This window comes from Ruegeria sp. AB11 (assembly GCF_056536325.1).
Window position 1 is genome coordinate 741,184 of sequence record NZ_JBQFJO010000001.1, and the last position, 20,194, is coordinate 761,377.

A 20,194-nucleotide genomic window follows, 5' to 3' on the forward strand; every position below is an offset into this window, starting at 1 on the left:
ATTTACCCAATATCGCATGAGGCCAGAATGGCCATGTTCAGAATGTCATTCGCGGTCGAAACCGTCGAACAGATCTGGATCGGCTTATCAACGCCGGACAGGATCGGACCGATTACGGTGGCTCCACCCATTTCCTGCATCAGCTTGGTCGAGATCGAAGCCGAGTGTCGTGCGGGAACAATCAGGATATTGGCTGGTCCGGTCAGGCGTTGGAACGGATAAGCTTCCTGCTGATCCACATTCAGGGCCACATCAACTGTCATTTCCCCCTCGTATTCAAAGTCAACGCCGCGTTCGTCCAGAACCGCAGGCGCGCGGTGCATTTTTTCCGCCCGTTCGGACACCGGATAGCCGAAGGTTGAAAAGCTGACAAACGCTACCCGAGGCTCCAGGCCCATGTGACGCGCGACCGCGGCGGCGCGTTCGGCAATATTGGCCAAATCGTTCTCATCCGGCCATTCATGCACCAACGTGTCGCCAATCAGGACAATCCGTCCTTTGTGCAGCAATGCAGTAACCCCCGCCGCGCCATGGGCGGCATCGGCGTCAAACACATGGTTGATGCGGTCCAGAACATGCGCCGACTTGCGCGTTGCCCCGGTCACCAGACCATCCGCGTGACCATGCGCCAGCATTAGAGACGAAAAGACGTGTCGGTCCCGCGCAGCGAGGCGGTGAATGTCCTTGTGGTCAAACCCTTTGCGCTGCAGGCGCTGATACAGAAAATCCTTATAGGCCTCGAGATGTGAGGTATTGGCCGCGTTCACCACATCAATCTCGCGCACCGCGTCCCCAAGACCAGCTGCTTCAAGCTTTTCTTTGACATCATCCGGGCGCCCTACAACCAGAGCCTTCCCAAAGCCCGAACGTTGGTACATGACGGCTGCGCGCAACACGCGCGGATCGTCGCCCTCGGCAAAGATCATCCGGCTTTGCGCCTGACGCGCACGTGCGTTCAGGCCGCGCAAGATGCTGGCCGTCGGGTCCATGCGGGATTTCAGGCTCAGCTCATACGCTTCCATATCGATGATTGGGCGCCGCGCAGCACCGGTATCCATACCGGCCTTGGCGACCGCAGGCGGGATACGGTGAATCAGGCGCGGATCAAACGGGGTTGGGATGATGTAGTCGCGCCCAAAAGTAAGCGACTTGCCGTAGGCCATTGCTACTTCATCCGGCACATCTTCACGCGCCAATCGTGCCAGCGCATGGGCGCACGCAATTTTCATCTCGTCATTGATCGCACGGGCATGAATATCCAACGCGCCGCGGAATAGATAAGGAAAGCCCAGAACGTTATTCACCTGGTTCGGATAGTCGCTACGGCCCGTCGCAACGATCGCATCAACGCGGACCTCATGCGCCTCTTCCGGTGTGATTTCGGGATCGGGGTTCGCCATCGCAAAGATGACCGGATTGTCGGCCATGCTGGCCACCATATCCTGCGTCACAGCCCCTTTGACCGACACGCCAAGGAAGACATCCGCGCCCTTCATGGCATCTTCCAGAGTGCGCAGATCGGTCGAGATCGCGTGGGCTGATTTCCACTGGTTCATGCCCTCGGTCCGGCCCTGATAGATCACGCCCTTGGTATCGCAGACAATGCAGTTCTCGTGCCGCGCGCCCATTGCCTTAAGCAGTTCGATACAGGCGATCCCAGCAGCACCCGCCCCGTTCAGTACAATTTTCACATCTTCAATCTTTTTGCCTGAGATGTGCAGTGCGTTCAGCAGGCCCGCTGCACAGATCACCGCTGTTCCGTGCTGGTCATCGTGGAAGACTGGGATATCCATCTCTTCCTTCAGGCGCTGTTCGATGATGAAACACTCAGGCGCTTTGATGTCCTCAAGGTTAATACCGCCGAAGGTCGGCCCCATCAGACGCACCGCGCGGCAGAATTCATCAGGGTCTTCGGTATCCAGTTCGATATCGATCGAGTTCACATCAGCGAACCGCTTGAACAGGACCGATTTCCCCTCCATCACCGGTTTTGAGCCCAGCGCGCCAAGATTCCCAAGGCCCAGAACGGCGGTGCCATTCGAGATCACAGCAACCAAATTGCCCTTGTTGGTATAATCATAGGCGGTCTCGGGCGCTTCGGCGATGGCTTCACATGGAACCGCAACGCCAGGGCTGTAGGCCAGCGACAGATCGCGCTGCGTGGTCATGGGAACGGTGGCCTGCACCTCCCACTTGCCGGGGGTCGGGTCGAGGTGAAAGGCCAACGCCTCTTCTTTGGTGATCTTCGCTTTGGGCATCTTACAGGTCGTTTCCATGACTTAAGGGCTTTTGCCTCATAGCGCAGGCAGAGCCGCGCCTCAACGGGAATGAGTTTTCGGCTTTTACAGAAGATGCGGGATTTGTAAGGTCGCGCCGGAACACGCCATAAGGGGGCCGCCTTTGTCCACAGTCACGCCGATGATGGCGCAATATCTTGAGATCAAAGAGGCTCATCCAGACGCCCTGTTGTTTTATCGCATGGGCGACTTCTATGAGATGTTCTTTGAAGATGCCGTCAACGCGGCCGAAGCGCTGGACATCGCGTTAACCAAGCGCGGAAAGCATAACGGAACCGATATTCCGATGTGTGGCGTGCCCGTGCATTCTGCCGAAGGGTATCTGCTGACCTTGATCCGCAAGGGCTTTCGTGTTGCGGTATGTGAGCAGATGGAAAGCCCGGCGGAGGCGAAGAAAAGAGGCTCTAAATCAGTTGTAAAGCGCGATGTTGTGCGCTTGGTAACTCCGGGAACACTGACCGAAGACGCCCTTCTGGAAGCTCGCCGCCACAACTTTCTGGCCGCCTATTCCCAGGTACGGGATGAGGCCGCGCTGGCGTGGGCTGATATTTCCACGGGTGCGTTTCATGTAATGCCATTGACCTCCGTACGCCTCAGCCCCGAATTGGCGCGGCTTGCCCCGTCCGAGTTAATCGTGGCCGACGGGACGGAACAGATGTTGCAGGAGCCGGTGCGCGATCTGGGCATTTCGTTAACCCCGGTGGGACGTGCCAGCTTTGACAGCACTGCTGCTGAAAAGCGCATCTGCGGCTTGTTTCACGTCAGCGCGCTGGATGCATTCGGGAATTTTGGACGCGCCGAGATTTCGGCTATGGGCGCGCTGATCGACTATTTGGAGATCACGCAGAAAGGAAAACTACCCCTTCTGCAAACTCCACTGAAAGAGTCCGAGGACCGGGTAGTGCAAATAGATGCGGCCACACGTCGTAATCTTGAACTGACCCGATCCCTGTCCGGTGGTCGCGCGGGCTCTTTGCTTTCGGTGGTTGATCGTACTGTGACACCTGGTGGCGCGCGATTGCTGGAACAGCGCCTATCCAGCCCTTCGCGCAATCTAGACGTCATTCATTCCCGGCTGGACGCCGTGAGTTTCGCTGCTGAAGACAGTCTAATTGCTTCGGAACTACGCGAAGCCCTACGTAAAACACCAGATCTGGACCGCGCCCTTTCTCGTCTGTCACTGGAACGTGGTGGTCCCCGTGACCTGGCTGCCATTCGTAACGGGCTGACTCAGTCTGCTGCGATTGCCGGAATTTGCGAGGGCCAGGATCTGCCGATCCTGCTGGCAACCGCTCTGCAGAACCTCGTAGGATTCGATGATCTACTGAACCTACTCGATGAGGCATTGATTGCTGAACCGCCCCTACTGGCGCGTGACGGTGGATTTATCGCCCCGGGTTTTGACGCCGAGCTGGACGAGGCCCGCACGCTGCGCGACGAAGGACGTTCTGTTATTGCAGGGTTTCAGCAGAAATATGCGGAACACACAGGCATCACCTCGTTGAAGATCAAGCACAACAACGTGCTGGGCTATTTCATTGAAACCACCGCAACCCATGCCGAGAAGATGATGAGCCCGCCATTCTCTGAGACTTATATCCACCGCCAGACCACCGCCAATCAGGTGCGATTCACAACCGTGGAACTGTCCGAGATCGAAACCCGCATCCTGAACGCAGGAAATCTGGCATTGGAGATTGAAAAGCGGCTCTATCAAAGGCTTTCTGACGAAATTCTAGACCGTGCCGCACGGCTAAACCAGGCGGCTCGAGGTCTGGCAGAACTAGATCTGACCACTTCTTTAGCTGATCTGGCGCGCGGTGAAAGCTGGTGCCGCCCGCAGGTCGACGCCTCACGCAGCTTTGAGGTGCAAGGTGGACGTCATCCGGTTGTTGAACACGCGTTGCGCCAGCAAGGCGGCGATGCTTTCATTGCGAATGACTGCGATCTTAGCGCTGTAGACGGCGCCGCCATCTGGTTGCTGACCGGGCCGAACATGGCCGGTAAGTCGACCTTCTTGAGGCAGAACGCGCTGATTGCCTTGCTTGCTCAGATGGGCAGTTATGTCCCTGCTGAGCAAGCGCATATCGGAGTGGTCAGCCAGCTCTTCAGCCGCGTCGGGGCCTCAGATGATCTTGCGCGCGGTCGATCAACTTTCATGGTCGAAATGGTTGAAACCGCTGCCATCCTCAACCAGGCCGACGACCGTGCGCTGGTCATTCTTGATGAAATCGGCCGTGGCACTGCCACCTATGACGGGCTTTCGATCGCCTGGGCCACGCTCGAACACCTGCACGCCGCCAATCAATGTCGCGCCCTGTTTGCCACGCATTACCATGAATTGACGGCTCTGGCAGGAAGTCTGGAGGGCGTCGACAACGCCACGGTAGCCGTCAAGGAATGGGAGGGAGAGGTGATCTTCCTGCACGAGGTCCATAAAGGTGCCGCCGACCGATCCTATGGTGTTCAGGTTGCTCAACTTGCTGGCCTGCCCGCTTCGGTGGTGGAACGTGCGCGTGTTGTACTGGACCAGTTGGAAAAAACTGAGCGCGAAGGAGGCAAGCAAAAAGCCTTGATCGACGATCTGCCCTTGTTTTCAGCCGCTCCGCCGCCGCCACCTCCCGCCCCCAAGGCAACACCCGTTACGGATATGCTCGACGAAATCCTGCCGGACGAATTGACCCCGCGAGAAGCCCTTGACCTGATATACAAACTAAAAGAGGCGGCCAAATCCTGACCCCCCCTTCATCTTTTCAAAAATACTCTCGCCGAAGGCTTGACTTCTTTGAAGCCAATCAGCCCGCAGGCATAGACGAAACACCTACCTGCGCCGGGCGCAACAGACGGTCGTGTAGCATGAAACCTTCTGCCGAAACCTGAATGATGTCGCCTGCTTTGGTGCCAGGAACCGGTGCCTCAAACATCGCTTCATGAACGTTCGGATCAAACCGGTCGCCCACCTCAGGTGTAATTACTTCGATACCGTGCTTCTGAAACACGTCCTTCAGCGCACGCATGGTGAGTTCGACGCCTTCCAACAAGCCAGCAGCAAGCTCTTTTTGCTCATCGGTTGCGGCCTCGAGCGCCCGCTTCATGTTGTCATAGACCGGCAACATGTCACGCGCCAGCTTGGATCCACCGTACTGCTCGGCATCCCGACGTGCCTTATCGCCACGCTTACGGGCGTTTTCAGCGTCAGCAAGCGCACGCATGAATTTGTCTTTGTAGTCGTCGCGCTCTGCGCGCAATTCGTCCAACTCCAGAGCTTCATCGCTGATCTCAGCAAATTCCTCGGCCAGCTCTTCTGCTTCTGCGGACATGATGTCGTCCAGAAAATCTTCGTTCTTGGGCTCTGCCATCTCTTACCCTCTAGCTCCGGTCGGAAATCAACTTACCAACCAGTTGCGCCGTATAATCCACGATCGGCACGATCCGTCCGTAATTCAGACGTGTGGGCCCGATGACCCCAACCGCACCGATTATCTTACGATCAGCGTTCATATATGGAGACACCACCAAAGAGGAACCCGAAAGTGAGAAAAGTTTGTTCTCAGAGCCAATAAAAATGCGCACACCCTCACCTTCCTCGGTCAATTCAAGGAATTCAGCGATGTCACGTTTGCGCTCAAGGTCATCAAACAGGGTTCGGATTCGATCCAGCTCCTCAGCCTGACCCGGTTCATTCAGTAGATTCGCGCGTCCGCGTACGATCAATCGAGCCGAGTCGCTGCCATCCCCGTCCCATGCTGCAATGCCGCTTTCGACCATCTCACGCGCCAAAATATCGATTTCCTGCTTCCGCGCATCTATCTGCGACAGCATCTGGCGACGCACTTCGCTAAGCGTACGCCCTTCGATCAGCGCATTCAGGAAATTCGCAGCCTCACGCATCGAGCTTGGTGTCTGACCGGGTGGAGGCGTAAACAGCCGGTTTTCCACCTGCCCGTCAGAGAACACCAGAACCACCAAAGCGCGATCATGACCAAGCGAGACGAACTCGATATGCTTGATCTCAGCCTCATGTTTGGGTGTCAGAACCAGCGAAGCGCCTTGTGTCACGTGTGACAATGCCGATCCCACACGATCTAACATTCCGCCAACATCGCCTGCGTTAGAGCCTAATGTTTCGTCCAGCTTCTGCCGATCATCCGCGCCCAGATCGCCCATTTCAAGCAATCCGTCGACGAACATCCGCAGCCCCTGCTGCGTCGGAATCCGACCAGCACTGACATGCGGGCTGTCCAGCAGGCCCAGGAATTCCAGATCCTGCATCACGTTACGCACGGTCGCCGCGCTGACTTTTTCCGAAAGCGTGCGTGTCAGAGTGCGGCTGCCGACCGGCTCACCGCTGTCCAGATAGCTTTCGACGATCAGCCGGAACACCTCACGTGACCGGTCGTTCATCTCGCTCAGAATTTTGCTCGCTTCGCTCATCGGCAATCCTCTGCTGGATCGTCATTAAATAGCAGGCACAAGAAAGGTCAATCGGGGTTGCATCGTAACGCTGCAGAGCGGTATCCCCAACCCAGCAAACAAAGGATTTTCCATGCGACCCTCAGGACGTGATCTAAACGAAATGCGCGCCGTTTCAATTGAAACCGGCTTTACCAAACATGCCGAAGGTTCCTGCCTGATCAAGATGGGTGACACCCATGTACTGTGCACCGCCACGATCGAGGACCGCGTTCCACCATTTATAAAAGGCTCGGGCCTGGGCTGGGTCACCGCCGAATACGGCATGCTGCCCCGCGCGACGAATACGCGGATGCGGCGTGAAGCGGCAAGCGGCAAGCAAGGTGGCCGCACCGTAGAGATTCAACGCCTGATCGGCCGTGCTCTGCGTGCCGGTGTAGACCGAGTTGCATTGGGTGAACGCCAGATCACTGTCGACTGCGATGTAATTCAGGCCGATGGCGGCACACGTTGTGCATCGATCACTGGCGGTTGGGTGGCGTTGCGTCTGGCAGTGAATAAGCTGATGAAAACAGGCGATGTTATTTCGGACCCTTTGGTTGATCCCGTCGCCGCCGTGTCCTGCGGAATCTACGCGGGTCAGCCAGTTTTGGACCTCGACTATCCCGAGGACAGTGAGGCCGGCGTCGATGGCAACTTCATCATGACCGGCTCTAGCAAACTAATCGAAGTGCAAATGAGTGCCGAGGGATCCGTCTTTAGCCGCGCACAGATGGACCAATTGATGGATCTGGCGGAAAAGGGCGTGGCTGAACTGGCTGCCGCACAGAAAGCTGCCACCGCATGACTCGTAAGTTCAACGGGGACAAGCTGCTTGTCGCCACGCACAACAAAGGCAAGCTTGAGGAGATGGCACATCTCCTCGAACCCTTTGGTGTTGCCGTCGTGGGTGCTGGTGAATTGGCCCTGCCTGAACCAGAAGAGACAGAGGATACCTTCGTCGGCAACGCCCGGATTAAGGCCCACGCCGCCGCGCAAGCCACCGGCCTGCCCGCCCTGTCGGACGATTCCGGAATCACCATCGACGCGCTGGATGGCGCGCCGGGCGTCTACACCGCCGATTGGGCAGAAACCGGCAATGGCCGTGATTTTCTGATGGCGATGACCCGCGCATATAACGAGCTGGAAGCGAAGAGCGCTGCCCACCCTCGCACAGCGCAATTCCGCTGTACGCTGGTTCTGGCCTGGCCTGACGGGCATGACGAGGTGTTCGAGGGCGTGGTCCCTGGCCATTTGACATGGCCAATTCGTGGCAAGGATGGCTTTGGCTATGACCCGATGTTTGTCCCAGAAGGACACGACATTACATTTGCCGAGATGGATCGTTGGGAAAAGAACAAGATCAGCCATCGTGGCCGCGCGGTGGAAATGTTCGTGAAAGGCTGCTTTGGCGGATGATTGGCGCAACGGGGGCTTTGGCCTGTATGTGCATTGGCCCTTTTGCGAGGCCAAGTGCCCTTATTGTGACTTCAACAGCCATGTTTCAAGAAATATTGATCAGAAACAATGGCTTAATAGCTATCTGAACGAGCTAAAGCGCGCAGCCAGTGAAACGCAAGGTCGGGTACTTAACACGATCTTTTTTGGCGGTGGCACGCCTTCGCTGATGGCGCCGGACACCATCTCTGCCATCATCGACGAGGCCCACGCCCTCTGGCGCCCCGCCAACGATATGGAGATCACACTTGAAGCCAACCCTGGCTCAGTCGAGGCCGGTCGCTTTGCAGCCTATCGCGATGCAGGTGTGAACCGTATTTCAATGGGTGTGCAGGCCCTCAACGACGATGACCTGCGCCGCCTGGGTCGCATTCACACCGTGGCTGAAGCCCGCGCCGCTTTTGATATTGCCCGTAGCTGCTTTGACCGTGTCAGTTTTGATCTGATCTATGCCCGACAACATCAAACTCTGGACGCGTGGCGCGCTGAGTTGGCCGAGGCCCTGTCGATGGCGATCGATCACCTGTCGCTTTATCAACTCACCATCGAAGAGGGTACGGCGTTCGGAGATCGCTATGCAGTTGGTAAGCTCCGCGGTCTGCCCGAGGATGACAGCGCGGCGGATATGTATCTGGCCACGCAAGAGATATGCGAGGCCCATGGTTTACCCGCTTATGAGGTCTCAAACCACGCCCGATCCGGAGCGGAGTCTCAGCACAACCTGATCTATTGGCGCTATGGTGATTACGTGGGTATCGGGCCAGGTGCACACGGGCGGATCACCCTTGATGGCCACAAATTTGCGACCGAGACCTTTCTTTCGCCAACCAAATGGCTGGCCGCCGTTGAAAATGGAAGTGGAGAAAGCAACCGGTTCGAACTAACACAGCGTGAACAAGCGTTTGAATACCTTATGATGTGCCTTAGGATTGCAGAGGGCCTAAATATAGATAGATACAAGCAACTCTCGGGCGAAGACCTGCCGCAGGAAAAACTTGATACGCTGGCCGATCTGGGCATGTTGATCCTGGAAGACGGCCAGCTACGCGCCACATCTCAGGGCCGCGCCGTTCTCAATGCCGTTATCCGAGAGCTATTGGAGTAACAAATGCAATATCTCTGGGCTGGTTTGGGGTTGGTCTGCGTCGCGCTCGCCATGGTTGGAGTGGTCTTACCCTTGCTTCCAACAGTGCCGTTTCTTCTGCTCGCGGCATTTTTCTTTGCGCGCTCTTCATCAAGGCTACATAATTGGCTGCTAACCCATCAGACCTTTGGTCCGCTAATTGTCGACTGGCAGAGCTCGGGCGTAATTAGGCCTGGCGCAAAAAAGGCGGCCACCCTGTCGGTTGCCGCCGTATTTGGCCTGTCGGTGTTGCTGTCCATGCCTTCACACGTCCTGATCATTCAGGCCGTTGTGCTAAGCGGCGTCATGCTTTTTATCTGGACCCGCCCTAGCGGCTAAGCTTTGCGCAAAGATCATCCAGCTGATCAAGATTTTCATAAGACAAAACCACCTGCCCCGTTTCTGATCCGGGTTTGTGGTTGATGGTGACCTTCATTGCCAGAATAGCTGACAAATCCTTTTCGAGGGCGCGCGTATCTGCATCTTTCCCAGCATTTAGATTTCTGGATTTCAGTGCTGGCTTATCCGGACCATCTTGTTGTTTTTTGACCAGCGCTTCAGTAGCCCGCACGGAAAGACCGTCACGCACTACTTGTTTGGCCAATTCCGAAGGATCTTCTGCTGTGATCAAGGCCCTTGCATGACCGGCAGACAATTTCCCCTCAATCACAAGTGTTTGCACATCCATTGGCAAAGACAGCAGACGCAACAGGTTGGCAATATGGCTTCGGCTTTTACCCAAAGCTTCGGCAAGTTTTTCCTGCGTGTGTCCAAAGCGATCCATCAACTGCTTGAATCCTGCCGCTTCCTCCACGGCATTCAGATCAGCACGCTGAATATTCTCGATAATCGCGACTTCGAGCACCTCGGTATCATCAAATTCGCGAATAATTACTGGAATATCATGGAGTTGCGCCATCTGAGCGGCGCGCCACCGGCGCTCACCGGCGACAATCTCATATTGGCCACCTGCTATACTGCGCACAATCAAAGGTTGAATAATGCCTTTTTCTTTGACTGATGCGGCAAGTTCATCCAGCTGCTCTTGCGCAAATCGACGTCTCGGCTGATCCGGGTTTGCCTGCAGCTTCTCAATCGGCACTTTAAGGTCGGGGCGGCGAGGTTCCGACGAGATACGACCATCTGCTTCTGGTGCCACATCAGCCATTAATGCCGACAATCCGCGACCTAGTCCTCGGGGTTTTCCTTTCCTGGCATTCATGTTGCCCTCCTGACGGCCATTTAGATGGCTACTTTGTTGTTCTTATGCATGACTTCTCGCGCCAAATGCCGATATGCCATCGCCCCGAGTGAGCCCGAATCATATTGCAGTACAGGAAGCGCATATGATGGCGCCTCGCTGACCCGCACATTTCTTGGTATCTTGGTCTTAAATACCATCTGACCAAGATTGTCACGAGCGTCCTTTTCGACCTGACGGGACAAGTTGTTGCGGTTGTCATACATGGTCAACACAACACCTTCGATCCTGAGGTCAGGATTCGCGGTCTGACGTACTTCGCGGATAGTCAGCATCAACTGCGACAAGCCTTCGAGCGCAAAGAACTCGCTTTGCAAGGGCACAAGGACAGAATGAGCTGCTACCATGGCGTTTACAGTGAGCAAATTCAAAGATGGCGGACAATCGATCAGAACAAAATCCAGTTCAAACGAGTCGATCGCCTTCTGGCGCAGCGCATCATGCAATAGATAGCTGCGTTTCTCATTCGAGATCAACTCAATATCTGCTGAACTTAGGTCAACGGTGGCTGGAACTACAAAAAGATCTTTAATTTCTGTTTCTTGTACCACTGCTTCTAACGATGCGTCGTCCAATATTAGATCATAGGTTGTCCAATCGCGATCTTCGACCCCCAATCCCGTTGAGGCATTGCCCTGAGGGTCCAGATCTACGACCAAAACCTTGCAACCTGCCTCGGCCAACCCAGCTGCCAGATTGATTGCTGTCGTGGTTTTCCCCACCCCGCCTTTTTGATTGGCAACCGCGATTATCCGAGGCCCGGCCGGACGAGACAGATCAACCACGCGCAACTCCTTTGATTTTCAGGATAACAGACTGAGGTTCTGTAAGACTTTTAATAGGTTCGGCGTCGAAATTCCATTCCTTGCGTGCGTCTGAAAGTTCTTTTTTCCAGGTTGCGCCTTTTGGCAACAAAGCTACGCCATTTTCACCTAAATGCCTGTCGCAAAAAGATAATAAGGTGGTCAAATCCGCTAATGCCCGAGCCGACAAGATATCCGCACCCAAGGGATCAATTGCTTCAATTCTTCGTGCTAAGACCGTGCATTTCGCCCCGCATTCCCGGGCCACATTTCGAAGAAATGCTGATTTTCTCTGATCACTTTCAACCAGCGTAAATCGGGTTTCTGGTGTGGACTCTATTGCCATAATAGCACAGACCATTCCGGGAAACCCGCCGCCGCTGCCTAAATCAACCCAATGATCTACAGGCTTTGATGTTCTGAATACTTGAACTGAATCTTGAATATGACGAATCCAGATATCCTTTAGGCTGTTCCTTGAAACTAGATTGATTCTCGGATTCCAACGCTCAAGCAATGCAACATAGATTGCGAGACGTTCGAATGTTTCACGTGAAACATTCAGTTTCTCAGCGATGGCAACGTCTTGATCTTTCATGCGTTACGAGCTTTCACGTCGCGCCGGAGCTTAGCCAGGACTAAAGTCAATGCAGCCGGTGTCACACCTTCAACGCGACCAGCTTGAGCAATATTGGCTGGTTTGGCTTGTGACAGCTTTTGCTTCATTTCCGACGATAATCCGTCCAGCCCAAAATAGTTGAAATCCCGAGGTATTTCATGGGCCTCGTCTCGCTTCATTGCTTCAACATCACGTTGCTGGCGCGCTATGTAGTTTGCATACAAGGCATCGCGTTCAACCTGACGGCGGATTTCCCTCTCTGTCCCTTCCAATTCAGGTTCAAGCAGGACAATATTTTCAAAAGACACGTCAGGAAAGGCGAGTACAGCCATCCCGTCGCGACGATTACCATCCTGATTGACATTAATCCCTACAGCCAGAATTTCTTTGGGAGTATACGTTCGCGCAGTTAGACTGGCCTTGGCAGCCGCTAGCTTTTCGAGCTTAGTCGCGAATAGGCCCCGGCGCTGCACCCCAACACAGCCCAGTTCCTCCCCTATCGGGGTCAGTCTTTGATCCGCATTATCAGCACGGAGGGATAGCCGAAACTCAGCCCGTGACGTGAACATCCTATAAGGTTCAGCAACCCCGCGGGTGGTAAGATCATCAATCATCACCCCGATGTAGCTGTCTGAACGGGTAAAATAGAAGGGCGCTCGAGACTGCACCTCTAACGCAGCATTCAACCCGGCGACCAAGCCTTGTGCAGCCGCCTCCTCATATCCTGTAGTACCGTTGATCTGACCCGCAAGATATAGACCAGGCACATCAGGAACGGACAAAGATGCCGACAGGATACGCGGGTCAACATAATCGTATTCGATCGCATATCCTGGTTGCAGGATTTTTGCATGTTCTAGTCCAACAATCGATTGAACGTAGGCAACCTGAACATCTTCCGGCAACGAGGTAGAAATACCATTTGGGTATATTGTATTATCCTGAACCCCTTCCGGTTCCAAGAATATCTGATGGGACTCCTTGTCCGCAAATCGAACGATCTTATCTTCAATGGACGGGCAATACCTTGGGCCGACACCATCGATATGCCCGCCATACATGGCAGAACGCGATAGATTTTTTTCTATAATCTCATGCGTTTGTGCGTTCGTGTGAGTTATACCACATGCAATTTGTGGGGCTGTCACCGACCTAGACATGAATGAAAACAGGGTTGGCTCCGCGTCGCCATCCTGACGTTCTAATATATCCCAGTTTATGGTCTGGCCATCCAGTCGGGGAGGCGTACCAGTCTTCAGCCGCGCCATGGGCAATGCAAACTCATCTAAGCGCTCTGCCAGCCGAATTGATGGGCGATCGCCCATACGACCTCCGGGACGAGACACGTCCCCGATATGGATTACTCCGCGTAAGAATGTTCCAGACGTCAAAATGACCGCCTGCGCCGGAACCTCAGATTCGTCTGCTAGCTTAACTCCGACAACACGATGACCGTCCATCAGGAAGTCAATTACTTCCCCTGTGATAACCGATAAGTTGTCTTGTTTCTCAGTTTCTTCTGCCATGGCAGCCCGGTAAAGGGCTCGGTCTGCTTGCGCCCTGGGGCCCTGAACAGCCGGGCCTTTGCGCCGGTTCAACAAACGAAACTGAATACCTGCACGATCCGCGACGCGCCCCATTACACCATCAAGTGCATCGATCTCTCGAACCAGATGTCCTTTACCTAGCCCTCCAATCGCCGGATTACACGACATGACACCGATGTCCTGTTCAGACAGAGTCACCAAAGCAGTTTTAACGCCCATGCGCGCTGCTGCATGTGCGGCTTCGGTACCTGCGTGCCCAGCACCGATAACGACAACATCAAATTTCGAATGTTTCACGTGAAACACTCCTTACTTACCTAAGCAGAAACTAGCAAAGATCTCATCCAGAAGGGTTTCGACATCTATTCGTCCAACCAGAGATTCAAGAGCGCGAATGGCTGTTCGCAGTTCCTCAGCTGCTATATCATACATATCTGGTCCCGATTCCAGAACCGTCTGTCCCGCAGCCAACGCTTCCGCTGCCTTTATCATCGCAACGCGATGGCGCTCGCGGGTCGCAATACCATGACTAGTAGCCCGATCACTTAAGATACACGATATATTGTCGATAAGGTGGTCAATTCCCTGCCCGGTTTTACCGGATATCCCACGCCCATCAGCTGCTCGTAAGTCAGATTTTGGCAAAACATGAATGTCATCTTCCTGCATCTGAATGCCTAAATCGTCAGGTGTATCCGTTAGGAATACACGCAAGTCAGCAGCATCTGCCCGTTTGCGGGCCAACTCGATCCCTAGATTTTCGACATGATCTTCGGTTTCTCGCAAACCGGCTGTATCAAGCAGAGTAACTGGCAATCCTGCAAGATCCATACGCACTTCGATCACATCCCGCGTCGTACCGGCATATTCAGACGTAATAGCCGCCTCGCGTCCAGCTAAGGCGTTCAACAAAGTCGACTTGCCTGCATTTGGAAGACCAACAATGGCAACTTCAAAGCCAGAGCGGATCCGCTCAGCGATGCGAACACCTTTCGCCTCTTGGGTCAATTCTCCCATGACACCTGAAATCAATGTGCGGACTTCGGGCGTTACATCTGTGGGCACCTCTTCATCGGCAAAATCGATCACAGCCTCAAGTAAGGATGCCGCACGGATCAGATCGCGCCGCCACCCTTCAGCCAAAGTGCCTAAAGCACCTGCCAAAATTGTTTGCGCCTGTTTCCGCTGCACTTCAGTTTCTGCGTCAATCAGATCTGCAAGGCCTTCGACCTGCGCCAAATCCATCTTACTGTTTTCCAAAGCGCGCCGGGTAAACTCACCCGGCTCTGCCAGACGGAGATTATCTATATCCGACAAAGATGCCAATACGGCGTTAACCGAAGCCATGCTGCCGTGAATCTGAAGTTCGGCCACGTCCTCGCCCGTAAAGCTGGAGGGCGCCTTGAAGGTCAGGACCAAACCCTCATCCAACCGCGTCCCATCGGCGGCGCTAAGCGTCCGAACCGTCATCCCGCGTGATGGCAGGCCTCCACCGGCCAAAATGTTGGCCGCAGAATGCGCATGCGGACCAGAGAGGCGGATAACCGCCACCCCTGCTTTGCCTTGCGCGCTGGCCAAGGCGAATATCGTATCCATTCGAAGGCCTCGCGTTCGTTAAGACCTGTGTCAGGTGTTCATCGAATCGAAGAACTCGCCGTTTGTCTTCGTCTGTTTCAACTTCGACAGCAGGAACTCGATCGCATCGGTCGTACCCATCGGGTTAAGGATGCGGCGCAGAACGAAGGTCTTGGCCAAATCACCCTTATCGACCAGCAGGTCCTCTTTCCGGGTACCAGACTTAAGGATGTCGATGGCAGGGAACACACGTTTGTCTGCGATCTTGCGATCCAGAACGATTTCCGAGTTACCTGTGCCTTTGAACTCTTCGAAGATCACCTCGTCCATCCGGCTACCAGTGTCGATCAGTGCGGTGGCGATAATGGTCAGCGAACCACCCTCTTCAATGTTCCGCGCAGCACCAAAGAAGCGCTTGGGCCGTTGAAGGGCATTTGCGTCTACACCACCGGTCAGAACTTTACCCGAGGAAGGCACCACGGTGTTAAACGCTCTACCAAGTCTTGTGATCGAGTCGAGAAGAATAACAACATCTCGTTTATGTTCGACAAGACGCTTCGCTTTTTCGATCACCATCTCGGATACGGCCACGTGGCGCGTTGCAGGTTCATCGAAGGTCGAAGACACAACTTCCCCCTTCACCGAGCGCTGCATGTCGGTCACTTCTTCCGGGCGTTCGTCGATCAGTAGGACGATCAGATAACACTCCGGGTGGTTCTGCTCGATCGAATGCGCGATGTTCTGCAGGATCACCGTCTTACCGGTCCGCGGTGGCGCCACGATCAGCGAACGCTGACCTTTACCAATCGGTGAAACCAGATCGATCACGCGGGCCGATTTGTCCTTGATGGTCGGATCTTCGATTTCCATTTTCAGACGCTCATCTGGGTACAGAGGCGTCAGGTTGTCGAACAGGATCTTGTGCTTGGCTTTTTCCGGGTTCTCAAAGTTGATCTTGGTGACGTTGGTCAGCGCAAAGTAACGCTCGTTTTCGTCAGGCGCTTTGATCTCACCTTCAACCGTATCCCCGGTCCGCAATGAGTGTTTGCGGATCATATCGGGCGAAACATAGATGTCATCTGGGCCTGGTAGATAGTTCGCCTCGGGCGAGCGCAGGAAGCCAAAGCCGTCCTGCAGCACTTCCAGCACGCCATCGCCACCGATGGTCCATCCCTCATCCGCGCGTTCGCGCAGAATTTGGAACATCATTTCGCCTTTGCGCATGGTCGAGGCGTTCTCGATCTCAAGCTCCTCGGCCATGGCGAGCAGGTCTTTAGGGCTTTTGGCCTTAAGGTCAGCCAGATTCAGGGATTCAGTTGTCATGATGATACGAACCTCGGCCGCTTGGACCGCGGCACCAGAGTGGAAATTCAGAACGGAAGATACCTCGCCCGGACGGGCGCGTTACGCGATAGATAAGCGCTTACTTGAGAAGAGTCAAACAGGCCCTTAGAACTTCAGAACGACCGCCAGAACGATCACAACCATCAGAATGGTCGGAACCTCATTCATCATGCGATACTGCCGCCCAGTGAGCTTATTTCGCCCCTCAGCAAGGTCCTTGCGCCGGGCCATCAACCAATGATGAAACCAGGTCATCCCGATCACAGCTGCACCTTTGACCCAAGGCCAGCTCCAATCCCATCCGACGATACCGGGCGTGAACACCATGATCAGCCCGCAGACCCAGGCCACGATCATTGCGGGGCGCATGATCACGCGCATCAGCTTTTCTTCCATTTCGAAGAAAATTTCCTGCGCACCATTCACGGCCTGCGCTTTTTCGACGTGATACACAAACAGTCTGGGCAAATAGAACAACCCGGCCATCCAAGAAATCACCGCCATGATGTGCAGTGATTTCACCCAAGGGTATATTGCGAAAAGAATGTCGGTCATTGGGTTCCCCGGATTTGCCTGAAACCCTCCTAATAAAAAAATAAAGAAAGAAAAAGGAAGATGGTTTTGTAGGGAGATCAAAATCGGTGGATTACTTTTTTGTCCTGCATTTTTCCCCAGGTGGACAAAACAATTATCTGAGCTGTAGGATCTATTGATATTTCTAAAAAAAAACATAATTACAGATACTTAAGATGATCATTCATAATATCATCTGTGGATAACCAATAGGGTATCTTGGGATAGCCTGTTTATCCGAACTTTTCGACTTATCCTTGTCCCGTCTGGACAGGGTCCGGGCGACTCGGGGAAGCTTTTGGGCCAAAATCCCGGGGTTGCGTGTCAACCGGAAAGTCATACAAACCGTTCAAGACTACTCAATGATTTGCACACGGGGTTTTCCACATGACTGTCCCCATAGTCCTTGCCTCGGGGTCCGAGATCCGGGCCCGGTTGCTAAAAAACGCGGGCGTCCCGTTTTCAGTTCAGATCGCGCGTGTGGATGAAGATACGGCCAAGCGTTCGCTATTGGCCGAGCGGGCATCGCCCCGCGATATCGCTGATGCACTGGCCGAGATGAAGGCGCGTAAAATTAGTGACAAGGTTCCGGGTGCCATGGTTCTGGGCTGTGATCAGGTTCTGGACTTCGATGGTCAGCTTCTGTCGAAACCGGAATCGCCGGAAGAAGTACTGGCGCAGCTAAAAGCAATGCGCGGCAAGCGGCATATGTTGCTGACCGCCGCGGTGATCTATCAGGATGGTGAGCCGATCTGGCGGCATGTCGGTCAGGTACGCCTGCGGATGCGGGCCAGCTCGGATGCCTATCTGCGCGATTATGTGGCGCGCAACTGGGAAAGCATTCGTCATGCGGTAGGGGCCTATAAGCTGGAAGAAGAAGGTGCACGTCTGTTCGCTACCATTGACGGCGACTATTTTAACGTCTTGGGTATGCCCCTGTTGGAGCTGCTTAATTTTCTGGCCGTGAAGGGAGTGATCGATCAATGACGGACCATCGAATTCCTCTGGCCGGAGTGATTGGGCATCCGGTTGCGCATTCCCGGTCACCAAAGCTGCACGGTCATTGGCTGAAAACCTATGGGTTGGCAGGGCATTATATCCCGATGGATGTCGCGCCGGCCGATCTGGAAACTGTTCTGCACACGCTGCCCAAAGCCGGGTTTGTTGGGGCCAATGTGACTGTGCCGCACAAGGAAGCGGCTTTGCGCTTGGCAGATCACGTCTCGGATCGGGCCTCGGTCATCGGGGCGGCAAATACACTTGTATTCCGCGAGGATGGCTCGATTCATGCGGACAATACGGATGGGTACGGCTTCATGGCAAATCTGCGCGCGGGTGCGCCGGATTGGAACCCGGCGGATGGTCCGGCGGTTGTATTTGGTGCAGGTGGTGCCGCCCGTGCTGTTTTGCAGGCTTTGGCAGAGGCTGGCGTGCCAGAAATCTTGCTGACAAACCGCACGCGCGCGCGCGCCGATCATTTGAAAGAAGAATTCGGCCAGCGGATCACAGTCGTGGATTGGGTGCAGGCAGGAAACGTGATCGAGAATGCCGAACTGGTCGTCAATACGACTTCGTTGGGTATGCAAGGGCAGCCGGAACTGCGCGTTCCGCTGGACGGATTGCAACCCGGCGCTGTTGTCACCGACCTGGTTTATGCACCGCTTCAAACGCGTCTCTTGCAACAGGCGGAAGAGGCGGGATGTACCACTGTCGACGGGTTGGGAATGCTGCTGCATCAGGCTGTTCCCGGATTTGAACGCTGGTTCGGCGTCCGTCCTGAAGTTGATGCCGAAACGCGCGCGGCGGCCTTGGCATGAGTTTTGCACTCGGGCTCACCGGATCAATCGGGATGGGCAAAAGCACGACCGCTCAGATGTTCGCAGATGAAGGGTGCGCGCTTTGGGATGCGGATGCGGCGGTCCATCGGCTTTATGCAAAGGGTGGTTCTGCAGTTGAGCCCATGCGCAACGCGTTTCCATCTGCGATTGTGAAGGAAGCCGTTAGCCGCGAAGCTCTAAAAAAGATCATTTCGAATGATGCTAATGCATTGAAAATAATTGAGAATATCGTACACCCTTTGGTTGCCGAGGATCGCGCGGCGTTTCGTGCAGCGACCTCAGCCGATATCCTGGTGTTTGACATTCCATTGTTGTTTGAAACCGGCGGTGAAACTGTAATGGACGCTGTGGCTTGTGTCCGGGTTCCGGCTGATGAACAAAAACGACGCGTCATGGCGCGTGGTACGATGACTGAGGAACAGTTTGAGCAGATCCGTTCCAAACAGATGACTAATGACGAGAAATGTGCCCGGTCTGATTTTGTGATTGAAACGGATAGTCTGGACCATGCCCGCGTGCAGGTGCAGGATGTGATCAGGCAGATTCGGGCGGGGATGACAGATGCGTGAGATTGTACTCGATACCGAGACCACCGGGTTTGATCCTGAAAGCGGTGACCGGATTGTTGAGATCGGCGCAGTGGAGCTGTGGAACCACGTGGCCACGGGAGAGACCTATCATGTCTATATCAACCCGGAACGCTCAATGCCTGATGAGGCGTTCGGGGTTCACGGAATCGGCCCCGACTTGCTGGAGAATCCACGCCCGCCGGAAAAAGGCGAAGTGACGCTTAAGGACAAGCCTGTCTTTGCCAAGGTTGGGCAAGGATTTCGCGATTTTGTGGGCGATGCCAAGCTGGTGATCCACAACGCCTCGTTCGACATGAAGTTTCTGAATGCCGAGTTGAGGTGGATGGGCGCGTCACTGATTCCCATGGATCAGGCAATCGACACACTGGCCATAGCGCGTAAACGGTTCCCGGGCTCGCCCGCCTCGCTGGATGCGTTGTGTCGTCGGTTTGGTATCGATAATTCGAACCGGGTGTTACACGGGGCGCTTCTGGACTCGGAGATCCTTGCAGAAGTGTATCTGGAGCTGATCGGAGGACGTCAGCCTGATTTCGGCCTGTCGGCAACTACAACCGCGATGGCCGGAGGCGGAGAAGAATGGCGCCCAACGGCACGACCCAATGCATTGCCACCCCGGATTACCGAGGATGAACGCGCAGCACATCAGGAATTTGTGGAAAAACTGGGCGACAATGCCCTGTGGACCCGCGCCTGATCTTAACCAGCCGCGGGTCA

Annotated in this window: 19 protein-coding genes; 9 read left to right on the top strand and 10 right to left on the bottom strand. The window is 54.7% G+C overall.

Annotation, left to right across the window (positions count from 1 at the left end; all coding sequences use genetic code 11):
• Positions 1 to 2: 2 nt before the first annotated feature.
• Positions 3 to 2,258, bottom strand: coding sequence for an NADP-dependent malic enzyme (locus ACR3EJ_RS03825; RefSeq protein WP_170542549.1), 2,256 nt, complete (start codon positions 2,256 to 2,258; stop codon positions 3 to 5).
• Positions 2,259 to 2,418: 160 nt separating this feature from the next.
• Here ACR3EJ_RS03825 and mutS point away from each other — a divergent pair, with 160 nt between their 5' ends.
• The gene (gene mutS, locus ACR3EJ_RS03830; RefSeq protein ID WP_170542682.1) at positions 2,419 to 5,034 is read left to right on the top strand and encodes a DNA mismatch repair protein MutS; all 2,616 of its coding nucleotides are present in this window, start codon (positions 2,419 to 2,421) and stop codon (positions 5,032 to 5,034) included.
• 58 nt (positions 5,035 to 5,092) lie between these two features.
• Here mutS and ACR3EJ_RS03835 read toward each other — a convergent pair whose 3' ends face one another.
• Complete coding sequence (locus tag ACR3EJ_RS03835) at positions 5,093 to 5,656, bottom strand: nucleotide exchange factor GrpE (RefSeq protein ID WP_010442968.1); 564 nt, start codon at positions 5,654 to 5,656, stop codon at positions 5,093 to 5,095.
• A gap of 10 nt (positions 5,657 to 5,666) precedes the next feature.
• On the bottom strand, positions 5,667 to 6,731 hold the full coding sequence (hrcA, locus tag ACR3EJ_RS03840; RefSeq protein WP_010442969.1) for a heat-inducible transcriptional repressor HrcA: 1,065 nt from the start codon (positions 6,729 to 6,731) through the stop codon (positions 5,667 to 5,669).
• Between the two features lie 112 nt (positions 6,732 to 6,843).
• On the opposite strand from hrcA, the gene rph reads away from it, so the two are divergent.
• The 4 genes from rph to ACR3EJ_RS03860 are packed head-to-tail and all read left to right on the top strand — an operon-like array spanning position 6,844 to position 9,669.
• The gene (rph, locus tag ACR3EJ_RS03845; RefSeq protein ID WP_170542547.1) at positions 6,844 to 7,557 is read left to right on the top strand and encodes a ribonuclease PH; all 714 of its coding nucleotides are present in this window, start codon (positions 6,844 to 6,846) and stop codon (positions 7,555 to 7,557) included.
• On the top strand, positions 7,554 to 8,168 hold the full coding sequence (rdgB, locus tag ACR3EJ_RS03850; protein WP_170542545.1) for an RdgB/HAM1 family non-canonical purine NTP pyrophosphatase: 615 nt from the start codon (positions 7,554 to 7,556) through the stop codon (positions 8,166 to 8,168). The genes rph and rdgB overlap by 4 nt, the downstream gene beginning before the upstream one ends.
• Positions 8,158 to 9,312 carry a radical SAM family heme chaperone HemW gene (gene hemW / locus ACR3EJ_RS03855; RefSeq protein ID WP_170542543.1) on the top strand — a complete coding sequence of 385 codons (1,155 nt, stop codon included), beginning with the start codon at positions 8,158 to 8,160 and terminating at the stop codon, positions 9,310 to 9,312. Before rdgB ends, hemW begins: the two co-directional genes overlap by 11 nt.
• A gap of 3 nt (positions 9,313 to 9,315) precedes the next feature.
• The gene (locus tag ACR3EJ_RS03860; RefSeq protein ID WP_170542541.1) at positions 9,316 to 9,669 is read left to right on the top strand and encodes a YbaN family protein; all 354 of its coding nucleotides are present in this window, start codon (positions 9,316 to 9,318) and stop codon (positions 9,667 to 9,669) included.
• Here the strand turns inward: ACR3EJ_RS03860 and ACR3EJ_RS03865 are convergent.
• The 7 genes from ACR3EJ_RS03865 to ACR3EJ_RS03895 form a co-directional block, all read right to left on the bottom strand.
• Positions 9,659 to 10,552: a ParB/RepB/Spo0J family partition protein gene (locus ACR3EJ_RS03865; protein ID WP_170542539.1), complete on the bottom strand. Its 894-nt coding sequence runs from the start codon at positions 10,550 to 10,552 to the stop codon at positions 9,659 to 9,661. The two genes, ACR3EJ_RS03860 and ACR3EJ_RS03865, sit on opposite strands and share 11 nt — an antisense overlap.
• Before the next feature lie 20 nt (positions 10,553 to 10,572).
• Complete coding sequence (locus ACR3EJ_RS03870; protein ID WP_170471099.1) at positions 10,573 to 11,376, bottom strand: ParA family protein; 804 nt, start codon at positions 11,374 to 11,376, stop codon at positions 10,573 to 10,575.
• A complete protein-coding gene (rsmG, locus tag ACR3EJ_RS03875; RefSeq protein ID WP_170542537.1) occupies positions 11,369 to 11,992 on the bottom strand; it encodes a 16S rRNA (guanine(527)-N(7))-methyltransferase RsmG in 624 nt (207 codons plus the stop codon). Before rsmG ends, ACR3EJ_RS03870 begins: the two co-directional genes overlap by 8 nt.
• A complete protein-coding gene (gene mnmG, locus ACR3EJ_RS03880; RefSeq protein ID WP_170542535.1) occupies positions 11,989 to 13,857 on the bottom strand; it encodes a tRNA uridine-5-carboxymethylaminomethyl(34) synthesis enzyme MnmG in 1,869 nt (622 codons plus the stop codon). Before mnmG ends, rsmG begins: the two co-directional genes overlap by 4 nt.
• Before the next feature lie 12 nt (positions 13,858 to 13,869).
• Positions 13,870 to 15,156, bottom strand: coding sequence for a tRNA uridine-5-carboxymethylaminomethyl(34) synthesis GTPase MnmE (gene mnmE / locus ACR3EJ_RS03885; RefSeq protein ID WP_170542533.1), 1,287 nt, complete (start codon positions 15,154 to 15,156; stop codon positions 13,870 to 13,872).
• Between the two features lie 30 nt (positions 15,157 to 15,186).
• On the bottom strand, positions 15,187 to 16,458 hold the full coding sequence (gene rho / locus ACR3EJ_RS03890) for a transcription termination factor Rho (protein WP_010442979.1): 1,272 nt from the start codon (positions 16,456 to 16,458) through the stop codon (positions 15,187 to 15,189).
• Positions 16,459 to 16,584: 126 nt separating this feature from the next.
• Positions 16,585 to 17,034 carry a CopD family protein gene (locus ACR3EJ_RS03895; protein WP_170542532.1) on the bottom strand — a complete coding sequence of 150 codons (450 nt, stop codon included), beginning with the start codon at positions 17,032 to 17,034 and terminating at the stop codon, positions 16,585 to 16,587.
• A 405-nt stretch (positions 17,035 to 17,439) separates the two neighbouring features.
• Between ACR3EJ_RS03895 and ACR3EJ_RS03900 the strand changes: the two genes are divergently transcribed.
• The 4 genes from ACR3EJ_RS03900 to dnaQ are packed head-to-tail and all read left to right on the top strand — an operon-like array spanning position 17,440 to position 20,174.
• Complete coding sequence (locus ACR3EJ_RS03900) at positions 17,440 to 18,039, top strand: nucleoside triphosphate pyrophosphatase (RefSeq protein WP_170542530.1); 600 nt, start codon at positions 17,440 to 17,442, stop codon at positions 18,037 to 18,039.
• On the top strand, positions 18,036 to 18,869 hold the full coding sequence (locus ACR3EJ_RS03905) for a shikimate dehydrogenase (RefSeq protein WP_170542528.1): 834 nt from the start codon (positions 18,036 to 18,038) through the stop codon (positions 18,867 to 18,869). The genes ACR3EJ_RS03900 and ACR3EJ_RS03905 overlap by 4 nt, the downstream gene beginning before the upstream one ends.
• Positions 18,866 to 19,459 (top strand): dephospho-CoA kinase, encoded by a 594-nt coding sequence (gene coaE / locus ACR3EJ_RS03910; RefSeq protein WP_170542526.1) that lies wholly within the window; start codon positions 18,866 to 18,868, stop codon positions 19,457 to 19,459. Before ACR3EJ_RS03905 ends, coaE begins: the two co-directional genes overlap by 4 nt.
• Positions 19,452 to 20,174 (top strand): DNA polymerase III subunit epsilon, encoded by a 723-nt coding sequence (dnaQ, locus tag ACR3EJ_RS03915; protein ID WP_170542524.1) that lies wholly within the window; start codon positions 19,452 to 19,454, stop codon positions 20,172 to 20,174. The genes coaE and dnaQ overlap by 8 nt, the downstream gene beginning before the upstream one ends.
• The last annotated feature ends 20 nt before the right edge of the window (positions 20,175 to 20,194 follow it).